This window comes from Bradyrhizobium ganzhouense (assembly GCF_049949285.1).
Classification (GTDB): Bacteria; Pseudomonadota; Alphaproteobacteria; order Rhizobiales; family Xanthobacteraceae; genus Bradyrhizobium; species Bradyrhizobium ganzhouense.
Genome location: NZ_CP181318.1, coordinates 7,902,495 through 7,920,636 on the forward strand (window position 1 = coordinate 7,902,495; position 18,142 = coordinate 7,920,636).

Annotated in this window: 18 protein-coding genes; 7 read left to right on the plus strand and 11 right to left on the minus strand. The window is 63.9% G+C overall.

The features are described from left to right. Nucleotides 1-185 precede the first annotated feature (185 nt). Entirely contained in the window at nt 186-2,351 is a 2,166-nt protein-coding gene (locus ACLFLU_RS36760; protein ID WP_426409540.1) for a malate synthase G, read from the plus strand. A gap of 490 nt (nt 2,352-2,841) precedes the next feature. Then, complete coding sequence (locus ACLFLU_RS36765) at nt 2,842-4,935, plus strand: methyl-accepting chemotaxis protein (protein WP_426409541.1); 2,094 nt, start codon at nt 2,842-2,844, stop codon at nt 4,933-4,935. Nucleotides 4,936-5,014: 79 nt separating this feature from the next. Here ACLFLU_RS36765 and ACLFLU_RS36770 read toward each other — a convergent pair whose 3' ends face one another. Both ACLFLU_RS36770 and ACLFLU_RS36775 read right to left on the minus strand, forming a co-directional pair. Continuing rightward, complete coding sequence (locus ACLFLU_RS36770) at nt 5,015-5,668, minus strand: DUF2865 domain-containing protein (protein WP_426409542.1); 654 nt, start codon at nt 5,666-5,668, stop codon at nt 5,015-5,017. An 18-nt stretch (nt 5,669-5,686) separates the two neighbouring features. Beyond that, nucleotides 5,687-6,463, minus strand: coding sequence for a L,D-transpeptidase (locus ACLFLU_RS36775; protein ID WP_426409543.1), 777 nt, complete (start codon nt 6,461-6,463; stop codon nt 5,687-5,689). 207 nt (nt 6,464-6,670) lie between these two features. On the opposite strand from ACLFLU_RS36775, the gene ACLFLU_RS36780 reads away from it, so the two are divergent. The 5 genes from ACLFLU_RS36780 to ACLFLU_RS36800 all read left to right on the plus strand — a co-directional run bounded on the left by ACLFLU_RS36780 (nt 6,671) and on the right by ACLFLU_RS36800 (nt 10,794). After that, the gene (locus ACLFLU_RS36780; protein WP_426409544.1) at nt 6,671-7,783 is read left to right on the plus strand and encodes an AI-2E family transporter; all 1,113 of its coding nucleotides are present in this window, start codon (nt 6,671-6,673) and stop codon (nt 7,781-7,783) included. Nucleotides 7,784-7,859: 76 nt separating this feature from the next. Further along, on the plus strand, nt 7,860-8,231 hold the full coding sequence (locus ACLFLU_RS36785; protein WP_426409545.1) for a DUF883 family protein: 372 nt from the start codon (nt 7,860-7,862) through the stop codon (nt 8,229-8,231). A 48-nt stretch (nt 8,232-8,279) separates the two neighbouring features. Next, a complete protein-coding gene (locus tag ACLFLU_RS36790) occupies nt 8,280-8,732 on the plus strand; it encodes a hypothetical protein (RefSeq protein ID WP_426409546.1) in 453 nt (150 codons plus the stop codon). A 189-nt stretch (nt 8,733-8,921) separates the two neighbouring features. Further along, nucleotides 8,922-10,064: an OpgC domain-containing protein gene (locus ACLFLU_RS36795; RefSeq protein ID WP_426409547.1), complete on the plus strand. Its 1,143-nt coding sequence runs from the start codon at nt 8,922-8,924 to the stop codon at nt 10,062-10,064. A gap of 121 nt (nt 10,065-10,185) precedes the next feature. Next, nucleotides 10,186-10,794 carry a TetR/AcrR family transcriptional regulator gene (locus ACLFLU_RS36800; RefSeq protein ID WP_426409548.1) on the plus strand — a complete coding sequence of 203 codons (609 nt, stop codon included), beginning with the start codon at nt 10,186-10,188 and terminating at the stop codon, nt 10,792-10,794. On the opposite strand, the gene ACLFLU_RS36805 is transcribed toward ACLFLU_RS36800, so the two are convergent. The 9 genes from ACLFLU_RS36805 to ACLFLU_RS36845 all read right to left on the minus strand — a co-directional run bounded on the left by ACLFLU_RS36805 (nt 10,791) and on the right by ACLFLU_RS36845 (nt 18,118). After that, the gene (locus ACLFLU_RS36805) at nt 10,791-12,449 is read right to left on the minus strand and encodes a CHASE domain-containing protein (protein WP_426409549.1); all 1,659 of its coding nucleotides are present in this window, start codon (nt 12,447-12,449) and stop codon (nt 10,791-10,793) included. The genes ACLFLU_RS36800 and ACLFLU_RS36805 overlap by 4 nt on opposite strands. 313 nt (nt 12,450-12,762) lie before the next feature. After that, nucleotides 12,763-13,386: an urease accessory protein UreG gene (gene ureG, locus ACLFLU_RS36810; RefSeq protein WP_426409550.1), complete on the minus strand. Its 624-nt coding sequence runs from the start codon at nt 13,384-13,386 to the stop codon at nt 12,763-12,765. A gap of 39 nt (nt 13,387-13,425) precedes the next feature. Next, nucleotides 13,426-14,154, minus strand: coding sequence for an urease accessory protein UreF (locus tag ACLFLU_RS36815; RefSeq protein WP_426414151.1), 729 nt, complete (start codon nt 14,152-14,154; stop codon nt 13,426-13,428). Further along, entirely contained in the window at nt 14,135-14,761 is a 627-nt protein-coding gene (locus ACLFLU_RS36820) for an urease accessory protein UreE (protein WP_426409551.1), read from the minus strand. Before ACLFLU_RS36820 ends, ACLFLU_RS36815 begins: the two co-directional genes overlap by 20 nt. 6 nt (nt 14,762-14,767) lie before the next feature. Continuing rightward, nucleotides 14,768-15,067: a putative quinol monooxygenase gene (locus ACLFLU_RS36825; RefSeq protein ID WP_426409552.1), complete on the minus strand. Its 300-nt coding sequence runs from the start codon at nt 15,065-15,067 to the stop codon at nt 14,768-14,770. 136 nt (nt 15,068-15,203) lie between these two features. Beyond that, nucleotides 15,204-16,919 carry an urease subunit alpha gene (gene ureC, locus ACLFLU_RS36830; protein WP_426409553.1) on the minus strand — a complete coding sequence of 572 codons (1,716 nt, stop codon included), beginning with the start codon at nt 16,917-16,919 and terminating at the stop codon, nt 15,204-15,206. Between the two features lie 37 nt (nt 16,920-16,956). After that, nucleotides 16,957-17,496: an HD domain-containing protein gene (locus tag ACLFLU_RS36835; RefSeq protein ID WP_426409554.1), complete on the minus strand. Its 540-nt coding sequence runs from the start codon at nt 17,494-17,496 to the stop codon at nt 16,957-16,959. Nucleotides 17,497-17,499: 3 nt separating this feature from the next. Continuing rightward, complete coding sequence (locus ACLFLU_RS36840; RefSeq protein WP_092227079.1) at nt 17,500-17,805, minus strand: urease subunit beta; 306 nt, start codon at nt 17,803-17,805, stop codon at nt 17,500-17,502. Between the two features lie 10 nt (nt 17,806-17,815). Further along, complete coding sequence (locus ACLFLU_RS36845; protein ID WP_007605424.1) at nt 17,816-18,118, minus strand: urease subunit gamma; 303 nt, start codon at nt 18,116-18,118, stop codon at nt 17,816-17,818. Nucleotides 18,119-18,142: the final 24 nt, after the last annotated feature.

Genomic DNA, 18,142 nt, shown 5'->3' on the forward strand with positions numbered 1-18,142 from the left:
GGGAATGACGACGACGCGCGGAGCGGCCCCCACCTCGTATTGACATTTTGACAGACGTCGGGGGTCTTCTCACCGCCCCGATTTTGGGGCTAATAGGACCCCGAAAGCCGCCCTTTATGGGCGCATTTTGCTGCTGTCGGGTCAAAAGCAGCCAAAAACAGCCATTTCCAACAAGAAAGACCATCATGAAACGCGTCGACGCTCACGGATTGAAGATCGCCCCCGTCCTTTTCGATTTCATCGCCAAGGAAGCCGCTCCGAAAACGGGGATCGCGCCGGATGCGTTCTGGGCAGGCGTGGCCGCCATCATCAAGGAGCTGGGGCCGAAGAATGGGTCGCTGCTCGCCTTCCGTGACTCGCTGCAGGGCAAGATCGACGACTGGCACCGCGCGGGCAAGGGCAAGGCGTTCGACCTCGACGCCTACACCGCCTTCCTGAAGGAGATCGGCTATCTCGTCCCCGAGCCCGCGACGCAGAAGGTCGAGACCGACAATGTGGACGAAGAGATCGGCAAGATCTGCGGCCCGCAGCTGGTCGTGCCGCTCACCAATGCGCGCTACGCGCTGAACGCGGCGAATGCACGCTGGGGCTCGCTCTATGACGCCTTCTACGGCACCGACGCGATTCCGCACGACCCGTCCGAGAGCGGCAAGGGTTACAACAAGGCACGCGGCGACAAGGTGATCGCCAAGGCCAAGGCGTTCCTTGACGCCGCCGTGCCACTGGCGACCGGCAGTCACACCGACGTCACCGCCTATAGCGTCGTCGCAGGGCAGCTCGCGGTCAAGCTCAAGAGCGGCAACGCCACCGCGCTGAAGAATGCCGCACAGTTCGCCGGCTTCCAGGGCGATGCGGCCGCGCCGAGCGCGGTGCTGCTCGCCAACAACGGCCTCCATGTCGAGGTCAAGATCGACCGCAGCAGCGTGATCGGCAAGGACGATCCGGCCGGCGTCGCCGACATGATCATGGAATCGGCAGTGTCGACCATCCTCGACATGGAGGACTCGGTCGCCGCCGTCGATGCCGAGGACAAGGTGCTGGTCTATCGCAACACGCTCGGCCTGATGAACGGCACACTGTCAGCCGACTTCGAGAAAGGCGGCAAGACGCTGACGCGTTCGCTCAACGCCGACCGCTCCTACAAGACGCCGGACGGCAAGGGCGAAGTGAAGCTGCATGGCCGCAGCCTGCTGTTGATGCGCAATTGCGGTCACCACATGTTCACCGACGCGGTGCTGGACGAGACCGGCGAGGAAGTGCCGGAAGGTCTGCTCGATGCCGCCGTCTCGGGACTGCTTGCCATTCACGACCTCAAGGGCAACTCCAAGGTCAAGAACAGCCGCACCGGATCTGCCTATATCGTCAAGCCGAAGATGCACGGCCCGGACGAGGTCTCGTTCACTTGCGAGATCTTCGACCGCGTCGAGAAGATGCTGGGCCTGTCTGAGAACACGCTCAAGGTCGGCATCATGGACGAGGAGCGGCGCACCACCGTCAACCTCAAGGCCTGCATTCAGCGCGCCTCCAAGCGCATCATGTTCATCAACACCGGCTTCCTCGACCGCACCGGCGACGAGATCCACACCTCGATGGAAGCGGGTCCGATGATCCGCAAGAACGAGATGAAGGCGCAGGCCTGGATCAAGGCCTATGAGGACTGGAACGTCGACATGGGCCTGATCGACGGCCTGCCCGGCCACGCCCAGATCGGCAAGGGCATGTGGGCCGCGCCGGACAAGATGGCGGACATGCTGCAACAGAAGCTGGCGCATCCGCAGGCCGGCGCCACCACGGCGTGGGTGCCCTCGCCGACCGCGGCGACGCTGCACGCCCTGCACTATCACCAGGTCAACGTCATCGCGCGCCAGCAGGAGCTGACCAAGGGCGGCCCGCGCGCCAAGCTCTCGGACATCCTCACCATTCCGGTGTCGAAGTCGAACTGGGCGCCCGACGACGTCAAGCAGGAGATCGACAACAACTGCCAGGGTATTCTGGGTTACGTCGTGCGCTGGATCGATCAGGGCGTCGGCTGCTCCAAGGTGCCTGATATCCACGATGTCGGCCTGATGGAAGACCGCGCCACCTTGCGCATCTCCAGCCAGCATCTCGCCAACTGGCTGCACCAGGGCGTCATCACCGAAGCGCAGGTGATGGAATCGCTCAAGCGCATGGCCGTCGTCGTCGACAAGCAGAACGCGGGCGATGCCATCTACAAGCCGATGGCGCCGGCCTTCGACGGCACAGCCTTCAAGGCCGCCTGCGACCTGATCTTCAAGGGCCGCGAGCAGCCGAACGGCTACACCGAATACATCCTCACCGCGCGCCGCCGCGAGGCCAAGGCGGCTAGCTGAGCTAATTCAGTCGAACCTCAAAAGCCCCGGCACGAGCCGGGGCTTTTTTTGTTGGAAGCCCAGTAGCCCGGATGGAGCGCAGCGCAATCCGGGACAGACATAGCTTGGAGCAAGATCCCGGATTGCGCTGCGCTCCATCCGGGCTACGACACCCGCGAAAACACCGCGAGATATTTCAGCAAAGACGAGAAAGGTGACGAGTACGCCGACCAACATTGCAAGGCCGCCCTCAGGCAAATTGCTAACGAGGTCCTAACGCCTGCCTCGCGCCGGTTCCATCCGCGTAACCCCTTACAACTTCTAGTAAATGCGTAATTCTACCGGCAGGCTGCCTGCCTAAAACTTTACCCTTTTCGTTTCAGATGCAGAAACCGTACGGCCTGCGTGCCGCGAACGGTATGTGATTGCAGATCCGACCGCCCCCCGTTTTCTCGATTCTGCCGGGGCGCCTTTGCCGAACTTTTGAAATGGGAATTTGGGGGAGACTTCGATGCTCAATCGTCTGACCGTGTCCGCACTGTTGAAGGCGGTGATCGCGATCACGTCGATCTGCGTGGTGATCGCACTCTCGCTCACCGCCTACGAGTCCTGGGATCGCCTCAAGACTGCCAACCGGATCTCGGCGATCGCCGACGCCTCCGCCGATCTGTTCAAGGCGATGCACAATCTGCGCACCGATCGCTCGACCACGTCGCGGCTGCTAAACGCCACCGAGCCGATGGACTCCGAGATCGAGAAGTACCTGCGCAACTTGCGCGATGCTCAGATGCCGGCAATGGCACGTGCGCTCGAGTTGCTGCCGAGCATGGACTTCCCGCGATCCGGCACACTGGTACCGGAGCTCGCGCGCCTCAACAAACTGCTGATCGAGGAGCAGAAGGAGTTCTGGGAGAACGTCGCCAAGCCGAAGGACCAGCGCCGCGCGGGCCTGACCAAGGAATACATGGAGACGACGCAGAGCCTGCTCGACGTGCTCGATAATCTCGGGAACACGCTGGCCGCCACCGTCAACCATCAGGACGCCGAGATCGACCAGCTGCTGTCGATCAAGCAGAACGCCTGGCTGCTGCGCAACACCGCCGGCGAAGGCTCTCTGATCGTCTCGATGGGGCTTGCCGCCGGCAAGATCACGCCGGAAGCGCGCTACAACTATACCCAATATGTCGGCGGCACGAGCGCGATGTGGAAGGCGCTGGAATTGTCGACCTCGGGCATGCAGCTGCCGCCCGCGCTCGCCTCCGCCATGGCCGGAGCCAAGACCGCGTATTTCGATCCGCAATATCTGGCCTTGCGCGACCGCCTCGCCGACGCGATGGTCAAGGGCGAGAAGGCCGAGATGACGGCCAACCAGTGGAGCCCGATCACGGTCGGCCGCATGGCGAGCGCGGTCGCGGTCGCCGAAGCCGCCCTCGACGCCGCCAGGGCGCACACCCTCGATCAGCGTGGCGCCGCGCAGCGCGCGCTGATCGTGCAGCTCGTGCTGCTGGCGCTTGCCATTGGGCTTGCCGTCGGCGCGGTCATGCTGGTCAGCCGCCGGGTGATCAACCCGCTCAACACCATCCGCGATGCCATGCTCAAGGTTGCGGGCGGCGATCTCGCCGTCGACAGCGGCTATCTCGATCGCCAGGACGAGATTGGCGCCCTTGCCGGCGCGCTGGAAACCTTCAAGCAACAGGCCACCGAAAAGCTCAAGATCGAGGAGCACGAGCGCGAACGCAACGTCGGAGCTGCCGCGCGCCAGCGCGCTGTGGAAGCCTATGTCGGAGAATTCGAGGGCGCGGTGCGCAAGACGTTGGGCGAGCTGAACGATGCATCGGGGCGGATGCGCAAGACTTCGGGCGACCTCTCCGCCGTCTCGCGCCAGACCAACGACCGCGTCCAGATCGCGGGCAAGGCCTCCAACGACGCCTCCATGAGCGTCGACAGCGTCGCGGCCGCTGCCGAAGAGCTCTCGGCCTCGATCAACGACATCAGCCAGCAGGCCGCGCATGCCGCCGGGATCGCCGGTCGCGCCGTCACGCAGGCGCGCGAGACCGACGGCACCGTGCAGGGCTTGCAGAAGTCCGCAGGACGCATCGGCGAGGTCGTCGGCCTGATCAACACCATCGCGCAGCAGACCAATTTGCTCGCCCTCAACGCCACGATCGAGGCCGCGCGCGCCGGCGAAGCGGGGCGCGGCTTTGCCGTCGTCGCCTCGGAGGTCAAGTCGCTGGCGAGCCAGACGGCGAAGGCGACGGAAGAGATCTCCGAGCAGATCGCCGACATCCAGAAGGTCGCGGGCGATGCCATCAACGCGATCCAGACCATCGGCGGCATCATCGGCGAGGTCAACGAGGTCGCGACCGCGATTGCGGCTGCCGTGCAGGAACAGGGCGCGGCGACGCAGGAGATCACGCGCAGCACCCAATATGCCGCGCAGGGCACCAAGAATGTCTCGGACAACATCACCGGCGTGAAGGCGGACGCGGATGCCGCAGCCGCGGCCGCCGACAACGTGAAGAGCGCCTCCGAGATGCTCGAGACCCAGAGCAACCAGCTTGGTCACGAGGTCAGCGACTTCCTCGGCAAGATCCGCGCGGCGTAAGGCGCGCTGGCGCGACGCTCTCGGTGTCGTCCCGGCGCAGGGATTGGAGCGCCAGCGTCACTCACGAGAGACCGCTGGCCTACTCCTTTGCCACCACCGGCACCTGTCGGAATTTTGCGCGGATCTTTTCCGGCAACGGGGAGAAGTTCATCGCAACACCGCGGCGATCGTTGGCGTTGCGGTTGGCGACGACCAGGCCGTCGCTACCTGCAACGATATCGCCCTTGCGCATGGTCGGATCGTCCTCGGCCTTGAGCGAAGCGAGGCCGGCTGGGTCCTTGCCGTTGCAGGTACACCCGGACATGATCTCGTTGCGATAGCGGAAGGCGTTCGGCAGGTCGGAATACGACTTGCCGCTGTCGGTCGTGGCGTCGTCGATATTGCTGCCATAGACCAGCGAGGTTTCCGACGCCGGGCAGAAGCTCTTGCAGGATTGCGCCTTGCTCTCGGCGTCGTTGCCTTGCGCCGGGAAATAGCGCCCGTCACAGCCGCGCACGCAATAGGCGGTCTCGCCGCCATAGGACGCGCGCTGGCGCGGGGCGTCGTAGCGCGGCATGTCGTCGCTCGGAAACGGCATCCGGATCTCAGGTGCCGGCCGGGCGCGGAAGCCGCCGAACAGCGCGGAGAAGAAGTCCTCCGCATGCGCCGAAGGCGCCACCGCAAGGCCGAGCGAAGCGATCGTGACGAACGCGGCCGTTCCGCCAGCGAGCCTGCTGATCGAAGGTCTCATCATATGACCTCACTCAACTCTTTAATCCACCGACGACGCTGAGATGTTCAGCGCCTGGTGCCCCGAGGGCAGCGTCGTTACCGCCGGCCGCTGCTTGCGCACGGGGTCACCGCCTCGCGCCATCAGCGGTGCGTTCTTCGGCAGCACCACGACCTTAGCGCCGACATTGACGCGGCTGAAGAGGTCGCTGACATCTTCATTGGTCAGACGGATGCAGCCGGACGAGACGAACTTGCCGATCGTGGTTGGATCATTGGTGCCGTGGATGCGGTATTCGCTGGAGCCGAGATACATCGCGCGCGCACCCAGCGGATTGCCTGGGCCGCCGGCGACGAAGCGCGGCAGATAGGGCTGGCGCGCGATCATTTCTGCCGGCGGATGCCAATCCGGCCATTCAGCCTTGCGGCTGATGCTCTGCACGCCGGACCAGGTGAAACCTTCGCGGCCGACGCCGACGCCGTAGCGCATGGCGCGGCCGTTGCCGAGCACATAATAGAGGTAGGTGTTGGCGGTATCGATGACGATGGTGCCGGCCGGCTCGTTGCGATCGAAGCTCACGATCTGCCGGCGCAGGCGGTCCGGCAGCACCGCATCCTCATCGGCGGCCTGCGGCGACCCGCTCGCATAGCCCTGCGAAGAGTAGGTCTGGTCCTGCGGATAGGCCTGCGGCTGCATCGGCGCGAAGCCAAGGGTTTGGGCTTGTGCTGCGAAGGGTACCGTCAGCAACGCTGTCGCAAAGGCAAAAGCGGTGACGACGCGCGGCGAGAAGCTGCGACCGACGACTGAGAACTTTGTCATGTGCTGCCCCGTGTGATGTCTGCATCTTGAGTGATGCCGCTTCCAAACAAACGCAGCAGAACCTGTTCAAGTTCCACCCGCTCATGCAGCAACGACGTCACAGTCAAGCGAGCGCAACTTCACGAAGCCGCGATGGAACCGTAGCGGGCGTCGGGCGTTTCCTGATGACCAACGGGCGCCCGGACACCTCCGTGCGGGAGAGAAATTGTGCGCGTCCTTCCCAGTGAACGGCTGATTTCCGGCAGCGACGAAGGCACTCCGCTTCCCGATAGTCATATCGAGCTGCCGCCGGTGATCCGGCGCACCGAGTTCGTTGCCTTTGCGCTTGCCGGCCTGCTCCTGATCGCCATCGTCGCGGTGCTCTATGTCGCCAAAGCGTTCTTCCTGCCGGTCGTGATGGCCGTCGTCGCCGGTACCATGCTGTCGCCGGCTGCGACCTTCCTGGAAAAGCGACGGATACCCCGCGCCCCCGGAGCTGTGCTGATCGTGATCGCGGTGACGACGGTGGTCGCCTTCGTTGTCGCACTGATCGCGGTGCCCGCCATGGAATGGAGCTCACGCCTCCCGGAGCTGGCTGCGCAGTTGAAGGAGAAGGCGCATGTGTTCGACCGGCCGCTGGCGCTGTGGAAGGAGCTGCAGACCATGGTCGGCGGCTCCGATGGCCTGCCGAGCGTCCCCCTGCCGAAGGTGGAATGGGTGCAGCCGACGCTGGAATTCGTGTCGCCGACCTTCGCTGAATTCCTGCTGTTCTTCGCCACCCTGATCCTGTTCATCGCGAGCTGGCGCGATCTGCGGCGCGCCATGATCATGAATTTCACCGACCGCGACGCGCGGCTGCGCACGCTCCGGATCCTCAACGAGATCGAGGTTCATCTCGGCAACTATCTGCTGACGGTCACGGTCATCAATATTGGCGTCGGCATCGCCACCGGCATCGTCTGCGCGGTCACCGGCATGCCGAATCCGGCCGGGCTCGGCGCGCTTGCGGCTGCGCTCAACTTCATTCCGATCATCGGACCGGTCGCCATGTTCGTCGTGCTGGCCGTGGTCGGGCTGGTCGCATTTCCCACCATCGGCGGCGGCCTGATGGCGGCACTCGCCTTCGGCGGCATCACCTTCATGGAGGGGCACTTCGTCACGCCGACCATCATCGGCCGAAGGCTGTCGCTGAACGCGCTCGCCGTCTTTATCGCGCTGGCGTTCTGGACCTGGTTGTGGGGACCGATGGGCGCATTCCTGTCGTCTCCGCTCCTGATCGTGGGGCTGATTCTCAAGGAGCATCTGTTGCCGGAGAATTCGCCGCAATTGCCGCAGGGATGACGGGCTCCGCAAACGGAACTTCCGCCACAACCAAACGTTTTCCGCCCATCTCACCGCGAACAGTCCGGAGCCCGTGATGTCAATAGCCGATGGCGAAGCCAGAATGAGAGATTGGACCGACAGAGCCACCGCAGAACGCCTCGAGAAGGATGTAGCAGCCGTGAAAAGCGATATCGCCGCCCTCACCGACCAGATCACCGACGCGCTCAACAATTTTGCCAACGCCACGGGCAAGCAGGCCCGGCGCGGCTACAAGCAGGCGCGCGAGAACATGGATTCGACGCTCGATGACGTCTCGGAGCGCGGCAGCGCGATGATGGGCGCGGCGCAGGATGCCTATGGCTCGATCGAGGAGACGCTGGAAGATGCGATCACGCAACGGCCGCTCGCGACCGTCGGCATCGCGCTCGGCATCGGCTTCCTGATCGGCTTCGCCTGGCGTCGCTAGGCCACACGAAGGATTTTGCGGTCACGACGGGATCTGAGGAGCAAGATCGTGTTTCAGCGCATCATCGACGGCATCAGCGCATCGACGGGCACGACTGTGCGGCTGACCTCGCTGGCGGCGGGTGCGGCGTTCGCGCTGTTCATCACCACGTGCTTCCTCTGCGCGGCGGTCTTCATCTCGGTGCTGGAAAAATACGGCCCCGTGCAGGCCTGCCTCGCGGGCGCCGGCATCTTCTTCCTGCTGACGCTTGCAGCGGCGGGAAGCTATTGGGGCTACAAGCGGGAGATGCGGACACGCGCCCGCATCGCCGCCGAGCTCGCCGCGAAGGCGGCTCCGAGCATGCTCGCCGATCCCGTGCTGATCGCGACGGGCCTGCAGATCGTCCGCGCCATCGGCGTCAAGCGGCTGTTGCCGATCCTGGCCATCGGCGGCGTAGCACTTGGAATCATGGCAAGCCGCGCCGGCGCTGCGGATGAGACTTCGGCCGAGCCGGCCGAATGACGACAAGACCGCGTTAAGAAAGTTGCGCAAGCGACCGGACGAGCAAGCTGGCAGGAATTCCACTGCCCATCTCTGCGCAATTTTTCATCAGATGCGGTAAATTCCCCTTCCTTCACGCAAACGCTACTCGGATAGGCAGGCGGTTGCCGCTAAAAGCATCGCCCCTGATTCCAAAAGTCATTTTCCGCAATGAAGCCGTCCGTCAAGGCTAACCTCGCCGCATTCGACCACGACGCAAGGCTGTATTTGACGCTCGGCATTGCGACCTGGTCGGTCTTCGTCGATCACATCCCGAACAATGTCGTCAACCTGCTGACGCTGCGCAACTTCGGCTTCAGCGGCGCTGCCGATCTGTTCGTGTTCGTGGTGGGCTATGGCGTCGCCATCATCCACGGCAAGATGGCGCTGGAGCGCGGCTATATCGTCGCCGCGACGCGCATCTTCCGCCGCGTCTGGCGACTCTATGCCGCCTATGTCGTGCTGTTCGTGATCTACATCGACACCATCGCCTATGTCGCCTCGCAATCGATGGCGCCGGAGATCATCAGCGACTATAATATCTCAGGCATTCTCGAGCATCCGCTGCGCATCCTGGTCCGCGGCCTCGTGCTGCAGGAAGAGCCGCTGAACCTCGACCTGCTGCAATTGATGATCCCGCTGATGGCTTTCTTTCCGTTTGCCTTGTGGGGGCTGTTGCGGCGGCCGAACGTGACGCTGGCGCTCTCTGTCGCGTTCTATTTCGCGGCACGCTGGTTCGAGTGGGGTTTCCGAACCTATCCCGACCAGGAATGGACGTTCAATCCGTTCTGCTGGCAGATGCTGATGGTGTTGGGCGGCTGGTTCGCCGTCACCGGCGCGTCGGGCCGCGCCTTGCGCAACCTGCCCTGGCTCCGGGTGCTGGCGGGCGCCTATCTGGTGTCGGCGATGGCCATCACCCTGATGCGCCATTCACCGACATTGTCCGCCTATTTGCCGGATGTCGTGCTCAACGGCATCTCGCCGACCGACAAGGAAAACCTCGCGCCCTATCGCGTGATCCATTTCCTCGCGCTCGCTTTCATCGCGACCCGCCTCATCCCGCCCGACCATCCGGGGCTGCAATGGAAGCCGCTCCAGATGGTGATCAAATGCGGCGAGGAATGGCTTGCCGTGTTCTGCGTCGGCGTATTCCTATCCTTCGCCGGCCATCTCATCCTGATCACCGGCGCCAATCTGGTCGTGATGCAGATCGGCGTGAGCCTTGCCGGCTTCGCGGCGATGACGGCGGTGGCCTATTACATCTCCTGGTCGAAGCGTCAGGACGAGCCGGCGGCCGTGCGGCAGCGGGCCTAGGCCCAACTAGGCCCAAGGCTCTCGCGTGATTTCGCTAGGCCGGAGACCTCGGCTACGCTATGCGGGACGAGGCCGCGGCCTATGGGAATGGCGGCCTCTGCGCAAGGAGACCGGCTTGGTCATGGCGAAAGGCACGAGCGATGCGGCCGAGAGCGCGCCCCGGCGCGGCCGGCCGCGCTCGATCGAGACCACCCACGCCATCCTCGAAAGCGCCTATACGCTGATGGCCACGACCGGCCTAGCCGCGACCACGATCGATGCTGTCGCGCGCCACTCCAACGTCTCCAAGATGACGATCTACAAATGGTGGCCGTCGCGCGAGGCGCTGCTGATCGACGCCTTTCTCCATCATGCCGCGCAAATGCTGCCGATGCCGCCGGTGAGCGCGGGAACGCCCGCGGCGCGCGCACGCCGCCATGCGGCCGCCTATGCTGAAGCCTTGCAAGGCGAGTTCGGCAAGGTGCAGCTTGCGGTCATCTCCGAGTGCATCTCCAAGACCGGCTCGGCGGAGCTGTTCTATGCCCGCTACCTCCAGTTTCGCCGCGACGCGCTGGTGGAGATGATCGCGACCGGCCAGCGTGACGGCAGCATTCTGGCCGAGGCACCGGCGGAAGATCTTTACGACGCCATCTATGGCAGCCTGTTTTACCGCTACGTCTTCGGCATCGCGCCGATCACGCCGGCCTATGCACGCAACCTGGTCGACCTGGTGTTGCGGCCGAAGGGCTAGCGCACCGGCTTCACCGGCTGCGACAGCTTTTCCGTGCGGTCGCGCTCGGTCATGTCCACGACCGTCTCCATCGGCGCGATCAATTCATAGACATAAGAGACATCCGTGAAGTAGCGCTTAGCCGTGCCGCCGAGCGCTTCGGGCGCGACGCGGTCGAGCAGGATCAGGCCGAAATCCGAATCCGGCCGGCGTGTCGCCTCGCTGGTGTTGAACTCCTCCCAGCGGAAATGAAACACTGTCTCAGGCTCCTCGCCCGTCACCGTCCAGTTTGCAGTGATATGCGGATGCTTGCCGACCAGCGACAGGCCTTCGTCCGAGTGCGAGGCAAGCTCAAAGAATAGCAACGACAGGCTCTGGGCGGCACGCGCGCTAACGGCGATATCCGGGCCACTGACGGCGATGCGATCGGCATGCGGAATGGCGCGCGCTTCGAACAGGCCCTTCAGCTTGACGCCCTGCCACTGGCTCTCGCTGAGCAGCGAGACCACGTTGGACATGGCGTGGATGCGGCCGATCAGCAGCTCGCGCGCGACATCGATGTCCGAACCGTGGCGCAGCGTGCGCGTCACGATCGACTGGATCACCGCGAGGATGTTCTTGACCCGGTGGTTGAGCTCGTCGATGACCGCCGTCAACCGCCGCTCGAAGCCGATCCGCACCTGGATTTCGCGGCTGAGCCTCAAATTGTTGTAGGCAACATAGCCGAACAGGCCGCACACCATCGCCGTGATGGCGAAGCCGATCGCTGCCACGATGATGGCGGTCTGCTCGGCGCGGCGCGCGGAGTTGGTCTTCGCGTAATAGCCGAGCTGCCAGTCGCGGCCGCCGAAGCTCACGGTGCGCGTCGCCGACGGTGCCGGTCCGTCCGGCGTCGTCATGCGGGTGGAGACGACGCCCTGGTCGTTGGCGACCAGCTCGCTGCCTTCCTTGCGCGGGTCCTTGAGCGCGACCGAGAACAACGACAGATCGTCATTGGTCAGCATCAGCGAGGCCAGCTCGTAGGAAAACGTGATGAAGCCGACCGGCTCGGTCGCGCCCTCCGGAATGACGGGCGCGGCGACGATGACGCCGATCGCGCCGTTCTCACCAAGGAGCGGAACCGGATCGGAGGCGACCGAGCGCTTCTCGATCCTGGCACGCGCCAGCATTGCGCTGCGCACCTGATCCTGGTCGTAGCTGCGGCCGGGCAGCGCCTTGGTCTCGTCGCTGCGCGGCTCAAGATCCATCAGCACGTCGATCGGGTGGGTGAGGCTCGCCGGGTCGATCGGCTTGTCGTTGTAGTCCCGGATCTGCGGCTTCGGGAAACCGGCGGCCGCGATCGCGGCCTGCGCCGCAGGCAACTCGTTCGGTTGGAGCCGGGCGACCCAGCCGGCCACCACGAAGTCGGTCTTGAAGGCGTAGATGGCCGAGCGCAGCGGCTCCAGCATGTTGGGCTTCAGCACCGACGGCGCACGGAACAGGCCTGAGGCGACACGCGCCAGCAGCTCACGTTCGGTCGACCTGTCCTGGACGAGGCTCGCATGAACGTCGATCGCGCGGGCCAGCGCAATCCGGTCCAGCGCCAGCTCCTGGTCATGGACGCGATAGGCCGCAAGCCCGGAGAGCAAGGCTCCGAGCAGAGCGATGAAGCCGATGATGAAACCCAGCCGGACCACGCGACTACTCAGGCGAACGCAGGAGGTCGGCAATAAACACGGAGCATATCAACGCCGCTCGAACGGCCATGTGCCGAAACAGGGTGGAGCCCAGTGGCAGAGATAATGACGGAGGAGGCATCTGTACGCAACTTCGGTCGCCCAAAAAGCTTAATCCGCCCGGCCGATCGTCCGGCCAATAGCGGCTCTGCTCCGGGCACCGGAGGTAGATAATCGCCGTGTCCGAAATTTGTTCCGCTAATGCGGCTTTGCCTCAAACGTTAACGGCGGAAAATGCTGCGCCATGTCGCCGCGGCCCGTCAGCCCGCCCGCTTCAACCCACCCGCTTCAGCCCACCTTTGGTCTCGATAAAGCCGACGATGCGGTCGAGCCCCTCGCTCTTCTTCAAATTGGTCATGACGAACGGGCGCTCGCCGCGCATGCGCCTGGCGTCCGTGTCCATCTTCTCGAGGGACGCACCGACATGCGGCGCGAGGTCGATCTTGTTGATGACCAGAAGGTCGGAGCGGGTAATGCCGGGGCCACCCTTGGACGGAATCTTGTCGCCGGCGGCAACGTCGATGACATAGATGGTGAGGTCGGCCAGCTCCGGCGAGAAGGTCGCCGCCAGATTGTCGCCGCCGGATTCGATCAGCACGAGGTCGAGCCCCGGGAATTTGGCGCGCATGTCCGCCACCGCAGCCAGATTCATCGAGGCGTCCTCGCGGATCGCGGTGTGCGGACAGCCGCCGGTCTCGACACCGGCGATGCGGTCCGGCGTCAGCGAGCCCGAGCGCACGAGGAATTCCGCATCCCATTTGGTGTAGATGTCGTTGGTGATCGCGGCGATGTCGTAGCGCTCGCGCATGGTCTTGCAGAGCAGATCCATCAACGCGGTCTTGCCCGATCCAACGGGGCCGCCGACGCCGACACGCAAGGGGCCGTGAGAAGTTGCCATGTCACTCGCTCTCTCTTGATCGATTGAAGGCTGTGCCGCTCACGAGCGAAACAACCGCGTATATTGTGTCTCGTGCCGCAGGCTGGCGAGATCGGCGCGAAACGTCGCGCTGCCGAGATCGTCCAATGTCGCCCCCAGCGCCCGATTGGCAGTTACGGCGACGGCGGCTTCCAACTTCACCAGCACGCGCTGGCTGTCGGTCTGGCCAAGCGGAATGAGCCGGCTTGCTGCCGAAATCCAGTTCGAGACCAGCGCATGCAGGAAGGCGTGCAGCGTCGGCGCCAGCGGCACGCCGTGCAGCGCGGCGACGACGCCGACGGCGACGGGATAGACCAGTGGCGTGCGGCATGACGCGACCATGGCATCCAGGCCCTCCGCGTCCCACGCCGCGCGGGAGATGTCGATGAAGGCGCGCCCTTGCGAGGTCGTCTCGAGCTGCCGTTCGCGCGATGGCACGAAGGCTGCGGCGAGCTCGGCAATATCACTCAAAGACGCATCTTCGCCGGCCTCGGCGGCACGGTAAGCATGGACTAGAAACGTCGCATCGCAAAAGCCCGAGCCGTCGCCGAGCATGGCATCCAGCCAATCGGTCAACGTCGCGATGTCGGTGACGTCACCCGCTTCGACCGCCCACTCGATGCCACTGGAATAGGAGAACCCGCCGACGGGAAAGGCCGGCGACAGCCACGTCATCAGCCGGTACAGCGCCGCCGCCTCGCGCTCGGCGAGATCACCGGCATTGACCGGCTCATTTGTGGTCATGAGCATGCTTGTGGCCGTGGTGATGGTCGGGATGATCGCAATGCTCGTCGTGGTGATGGTGATGATCATGCCCATGGTCGTGCGCGGCATGATCGTGGGCATGGTGGTCATGAGCATGATGATCATGGTGATCGTGACCGTGATCGTGGTGAGCGTGGTCGTCATGCCCATGCGCATGGCCGGCCTCGGCATAGGCCCCGCCCTCGGGATCGAACGGCGCCTCGATCTCGACCACCCGCGCGCCAAGCCCCTTCACCATCGCCTCGATGACGTGGTCGCGGCGAATACGCAAGGCTTTGGCCATGAGTTGCGTCGGCAGATGGCGGTTGCCGAGATGCCAGGCGACGCGGATGAGATGGTGCGGATCGCGGCCGCGGATCTCGAGCAACGGCTCGGGCGCCGCGACCACTTCGACCAGTCGGCCGTCCTCCAGCACCAGCGCATCGCCGCCGCGCAGCGCGACGGCATTCTCCAGGTCGAGCAGGAAATTCAGCCCCCGCGTCCCCGTCATCGCCATGCGGCGGCGGTGCCGATCGTCGAAATCGAGCACGACCGTATCCGCCGGCGTTTCCGTGAAGCGGTACTGTCCCTTAACCTGCGTCGCCCGGATCATGCGCTGTTACCTCGTCTCGACCTTCTCGGGCGTGATGACTTCGATTTTCGGCGGCGCGGTGAAGCACTTCACGGCAACGCGGCCGAACGTCTTCATGTGCTCCTGGCCGCGATGCGGTACCAGCGCTCCGGCATTCTCCCACTGCTCGACAAACACCATCTTGGAGGGATCGGTGACGCTCTCATGCAGATCGTAGGCGATATTGCCGGGTTCCTTCCGCGTCTCCTTGATGCAGGCGGTGGCGGCTGCAATGAACTCGGCACGCGTTTCGGGCTTGATGGTCAGGGTAGCGACGACGTAAATCACGAGAAATCCTCCCGGCTTTTCTTCTCAAGGTTAGATACCGGGCCGGACATTAGACCAGCCGGGATCGAACGCAAAACCGGAAAAGCCGCCCCCGGACATGCAGTGATGCGCCCGGGACATGCGTTGAGGCGCTATTTCAGTACATGAAATATCGCTGCGCCATCGGCAGCACCTCGGCGGGCGGGCAGGTCAGAAGCTCCCCATCGGCGCGCACCTCATAGGTCTCCGGATCGACCTCGATATTGGGCGTGGCGTCGTTGTGGATCATGCTCTTCTTCGATATCTTGCTGCGGGTGTTCTGGACGGCATAGAGCTTCTTCTCGATGCCCAGTTTTCGCGCGAGGCCGCCGGTGATCGCGGCCTTTGAAGTAAACACCACCGAGGACGCTGTGCGCGCCTTGCCGAAGGCGCCGAACATCGGCTGGTAGTGCACCGGCTGCGGCGTCGGGATGGAAGCGTTGGGATCGCCCATGGGAGCCGCGACGATCATACCACCCTTGACGATGCAATCCGGCTTGACGCCGAAGAAGGCCGGCGACCACAGCACGAGATCGGCGAGCTTGCCCTTCTCCACCGAGCCGATCAGCTTCGACACGCCATGCGCGATCGCGGGGTTGATCGTGTATTTCGCGATGTAGCGCTTGACGCGGAAATTGTCGTTGTCCTTGCCCTTGTCCTGCGGCAGCGATCCGCGCTGCTTCTTCATCTTGTCGGCGGTCTGCCAGGTTCGGATGATGACCTCGCCGAGGCGGCCCATCGCCTGCGAATCCGACGACATCATCGAGAGCGCGCCGAGATCGTGCAGGATGTCCTCGGCCGCGATGGTCTCCTTGCGGATGCGGCTTTCCGCGAACGCCAGATCCTCCGCGATCGAGGGATCGAGGTGGTGACACACCATCAGCATGTCCAGATGCTCGTCGATGGTGTTGCGGGTGAACGGCCGTGTCGGATTGGTCGAGGACGGCAGCACGTTCTTCAAGCCGGCGACCTTGATGATATCAGGGGCGTGACCACCGCCCGCGCCTTCGGTGTGGAAGGCATGGATGGTGCGGCCCTTGAACGCCTTGATGGTGTCCTCGACGAAGCCGGATTCGTTCAGCGTGTCGGAATGCAGCATGACCTGAATGTCGTGATCGTCAGCCACGGACAGGCAATTGTCGATCGCGGCCGGCGTGGTGCCCCAATCCTCGTGCAGCTTCAGCGCACAGGCGCCGGCCTTGATCATCTCGACCAGCGGTGCGGGGCGCGACGCATTGCCCTTGCCAGAAATGCCGAGATTGACCGGGAAGGCATCGAACGACTGGATCATCCGCGCAATGTGCCAGGGACCGGGCGTGCAGGTGGTGGCAAAGGTGCCGTGCGAGGGACCGGTGCCGCCGCCGAGCATCGAGGTGACGCCGGACATCAGCGCGTGCTCGATCTGCTGCGGACAGATGAAATGGATGTGACTGTCGAAGCCGCCGGCGGTGAGGATTTTGCCTTCACCTGCGATCACGTCGGTGCCTGGGCCGATGATGATGGTGACGCCCGGCTGGATGTCGGGATTGCCGGCCTTGCCGATCGCCGCGATCATGCCGTCCTTGATCGCCACATCGGCCTTCACGATGCCCCAATGGTCGACGATCAGCGCATTGGTGATGACGGTATCGGCCGCGCCCTGCTTGTTGGTGACCTGCGACTGGCCCATGCCGTCACGGATCACCTTGCCGCCGCCGAACTTCACCTCCTCGCCATAAATGGTGAAATCCTTCTCGACCTCGATGATGAGGTCGGTGTCGGCCAGCCGCACCTTGTCGCCGGTGGTCGGACCGAACATGTCGGCATAGACGGAACGCTTCATCTTGACGGACATCACAAGCCCCGTTTGCGTTTGAATGTTTTGATGGCGCTCACAGCGAGGCCCTCGCTTTTCGCACCATGTTATCGAATGTCGTGTCGAGCCAAGCATTGCCGCCACGGCAGCCGGCAACGACCTGCTCGGCCCAGCCGGTGTAGTCGACGAGGTCGTCGCGTTCCCCGGCGGTCGGACCCGAATGAATACGCGCGCCGATATTGCTGACCTTGTCGGCGATCTTGATCAGTTTTGCGCTTGCCGATTTCTTCGGCGCATTGACAACCTGCAGGCGTCGCCGCTCGGCCTTCGGTAAGCTCATATCGTCGGTGCATTCGGCGACGAGAGAGGCGACACGGTCGGAAAATTTTTGCACGAGCTCCTCCCGCGTCGTCTCGGTGTCCTCGATCGTGTCGTGCAGCCAGCCGGCGGCAACGAGCTCAGCATCGGCCCCATCGGTCGCGGTCGCGAGCAGGTTAGCGACCTCGGCGAGGTGGTTGATGTAAGGCTCATTCCCCCGCCCCTTGCGCGCCATGCCATTGTGCCGGCGCGCAGCGAGCTCAGCAGCTTCCGAGATGAGGCGCACGGCGGAGAGCATGAATCACAGCTTCCCCATCACATCGCCACGAAAACCGTAGATGGTCTTCTTGCCGGCGAGCGCTACGAGCTGGACGTCGCGGGTCTGGCCGGGTTCGAAGCGGACGGCGGTGCCGGCGGCGATGTCGAGGCGCATGCCGCGGGACTTCTTGCGGTCGAACTTCAATGCGGGGTTGGTCTCGAAGAAATGGTAGTGCGAGCCGACCTGGATCGGACGATCGCCGGTGTTGGCCACCGTCAGCGTCACGGTCTTGCGGCCGGCGTTGAGCTCGATCTCGCCGTCCTGGATGAAGAGTTCGCCGGGGATCATGATCTCGCTCCTATCGGATCGGTTCGTGCACGGTGACGAGCTTGGTGCCGTCAGGGAACGTCGCCTCGACCTGGATGTCGTGGATCATCTCGGGGATGCCAGGCATCACCTGGTCGCGGGTCAGCACCTGCGCGCCGGATTGCATCAGCTCTGCGACCGTACGGCCGTCGCGTGCGCCCTCGAGGATGAAATCGGAGATGATCGCGATCGCCTCGGGATGATTGAGCTTGACGCCGCGGTCGAGCCTGCGGCGCGCCACGATCGCCGCCATCGAGATCAGAAGCTTGTCCTTTTCGCGGGGAGACAGGTTCATGAAGAATCTCTTCCGTTCAACACT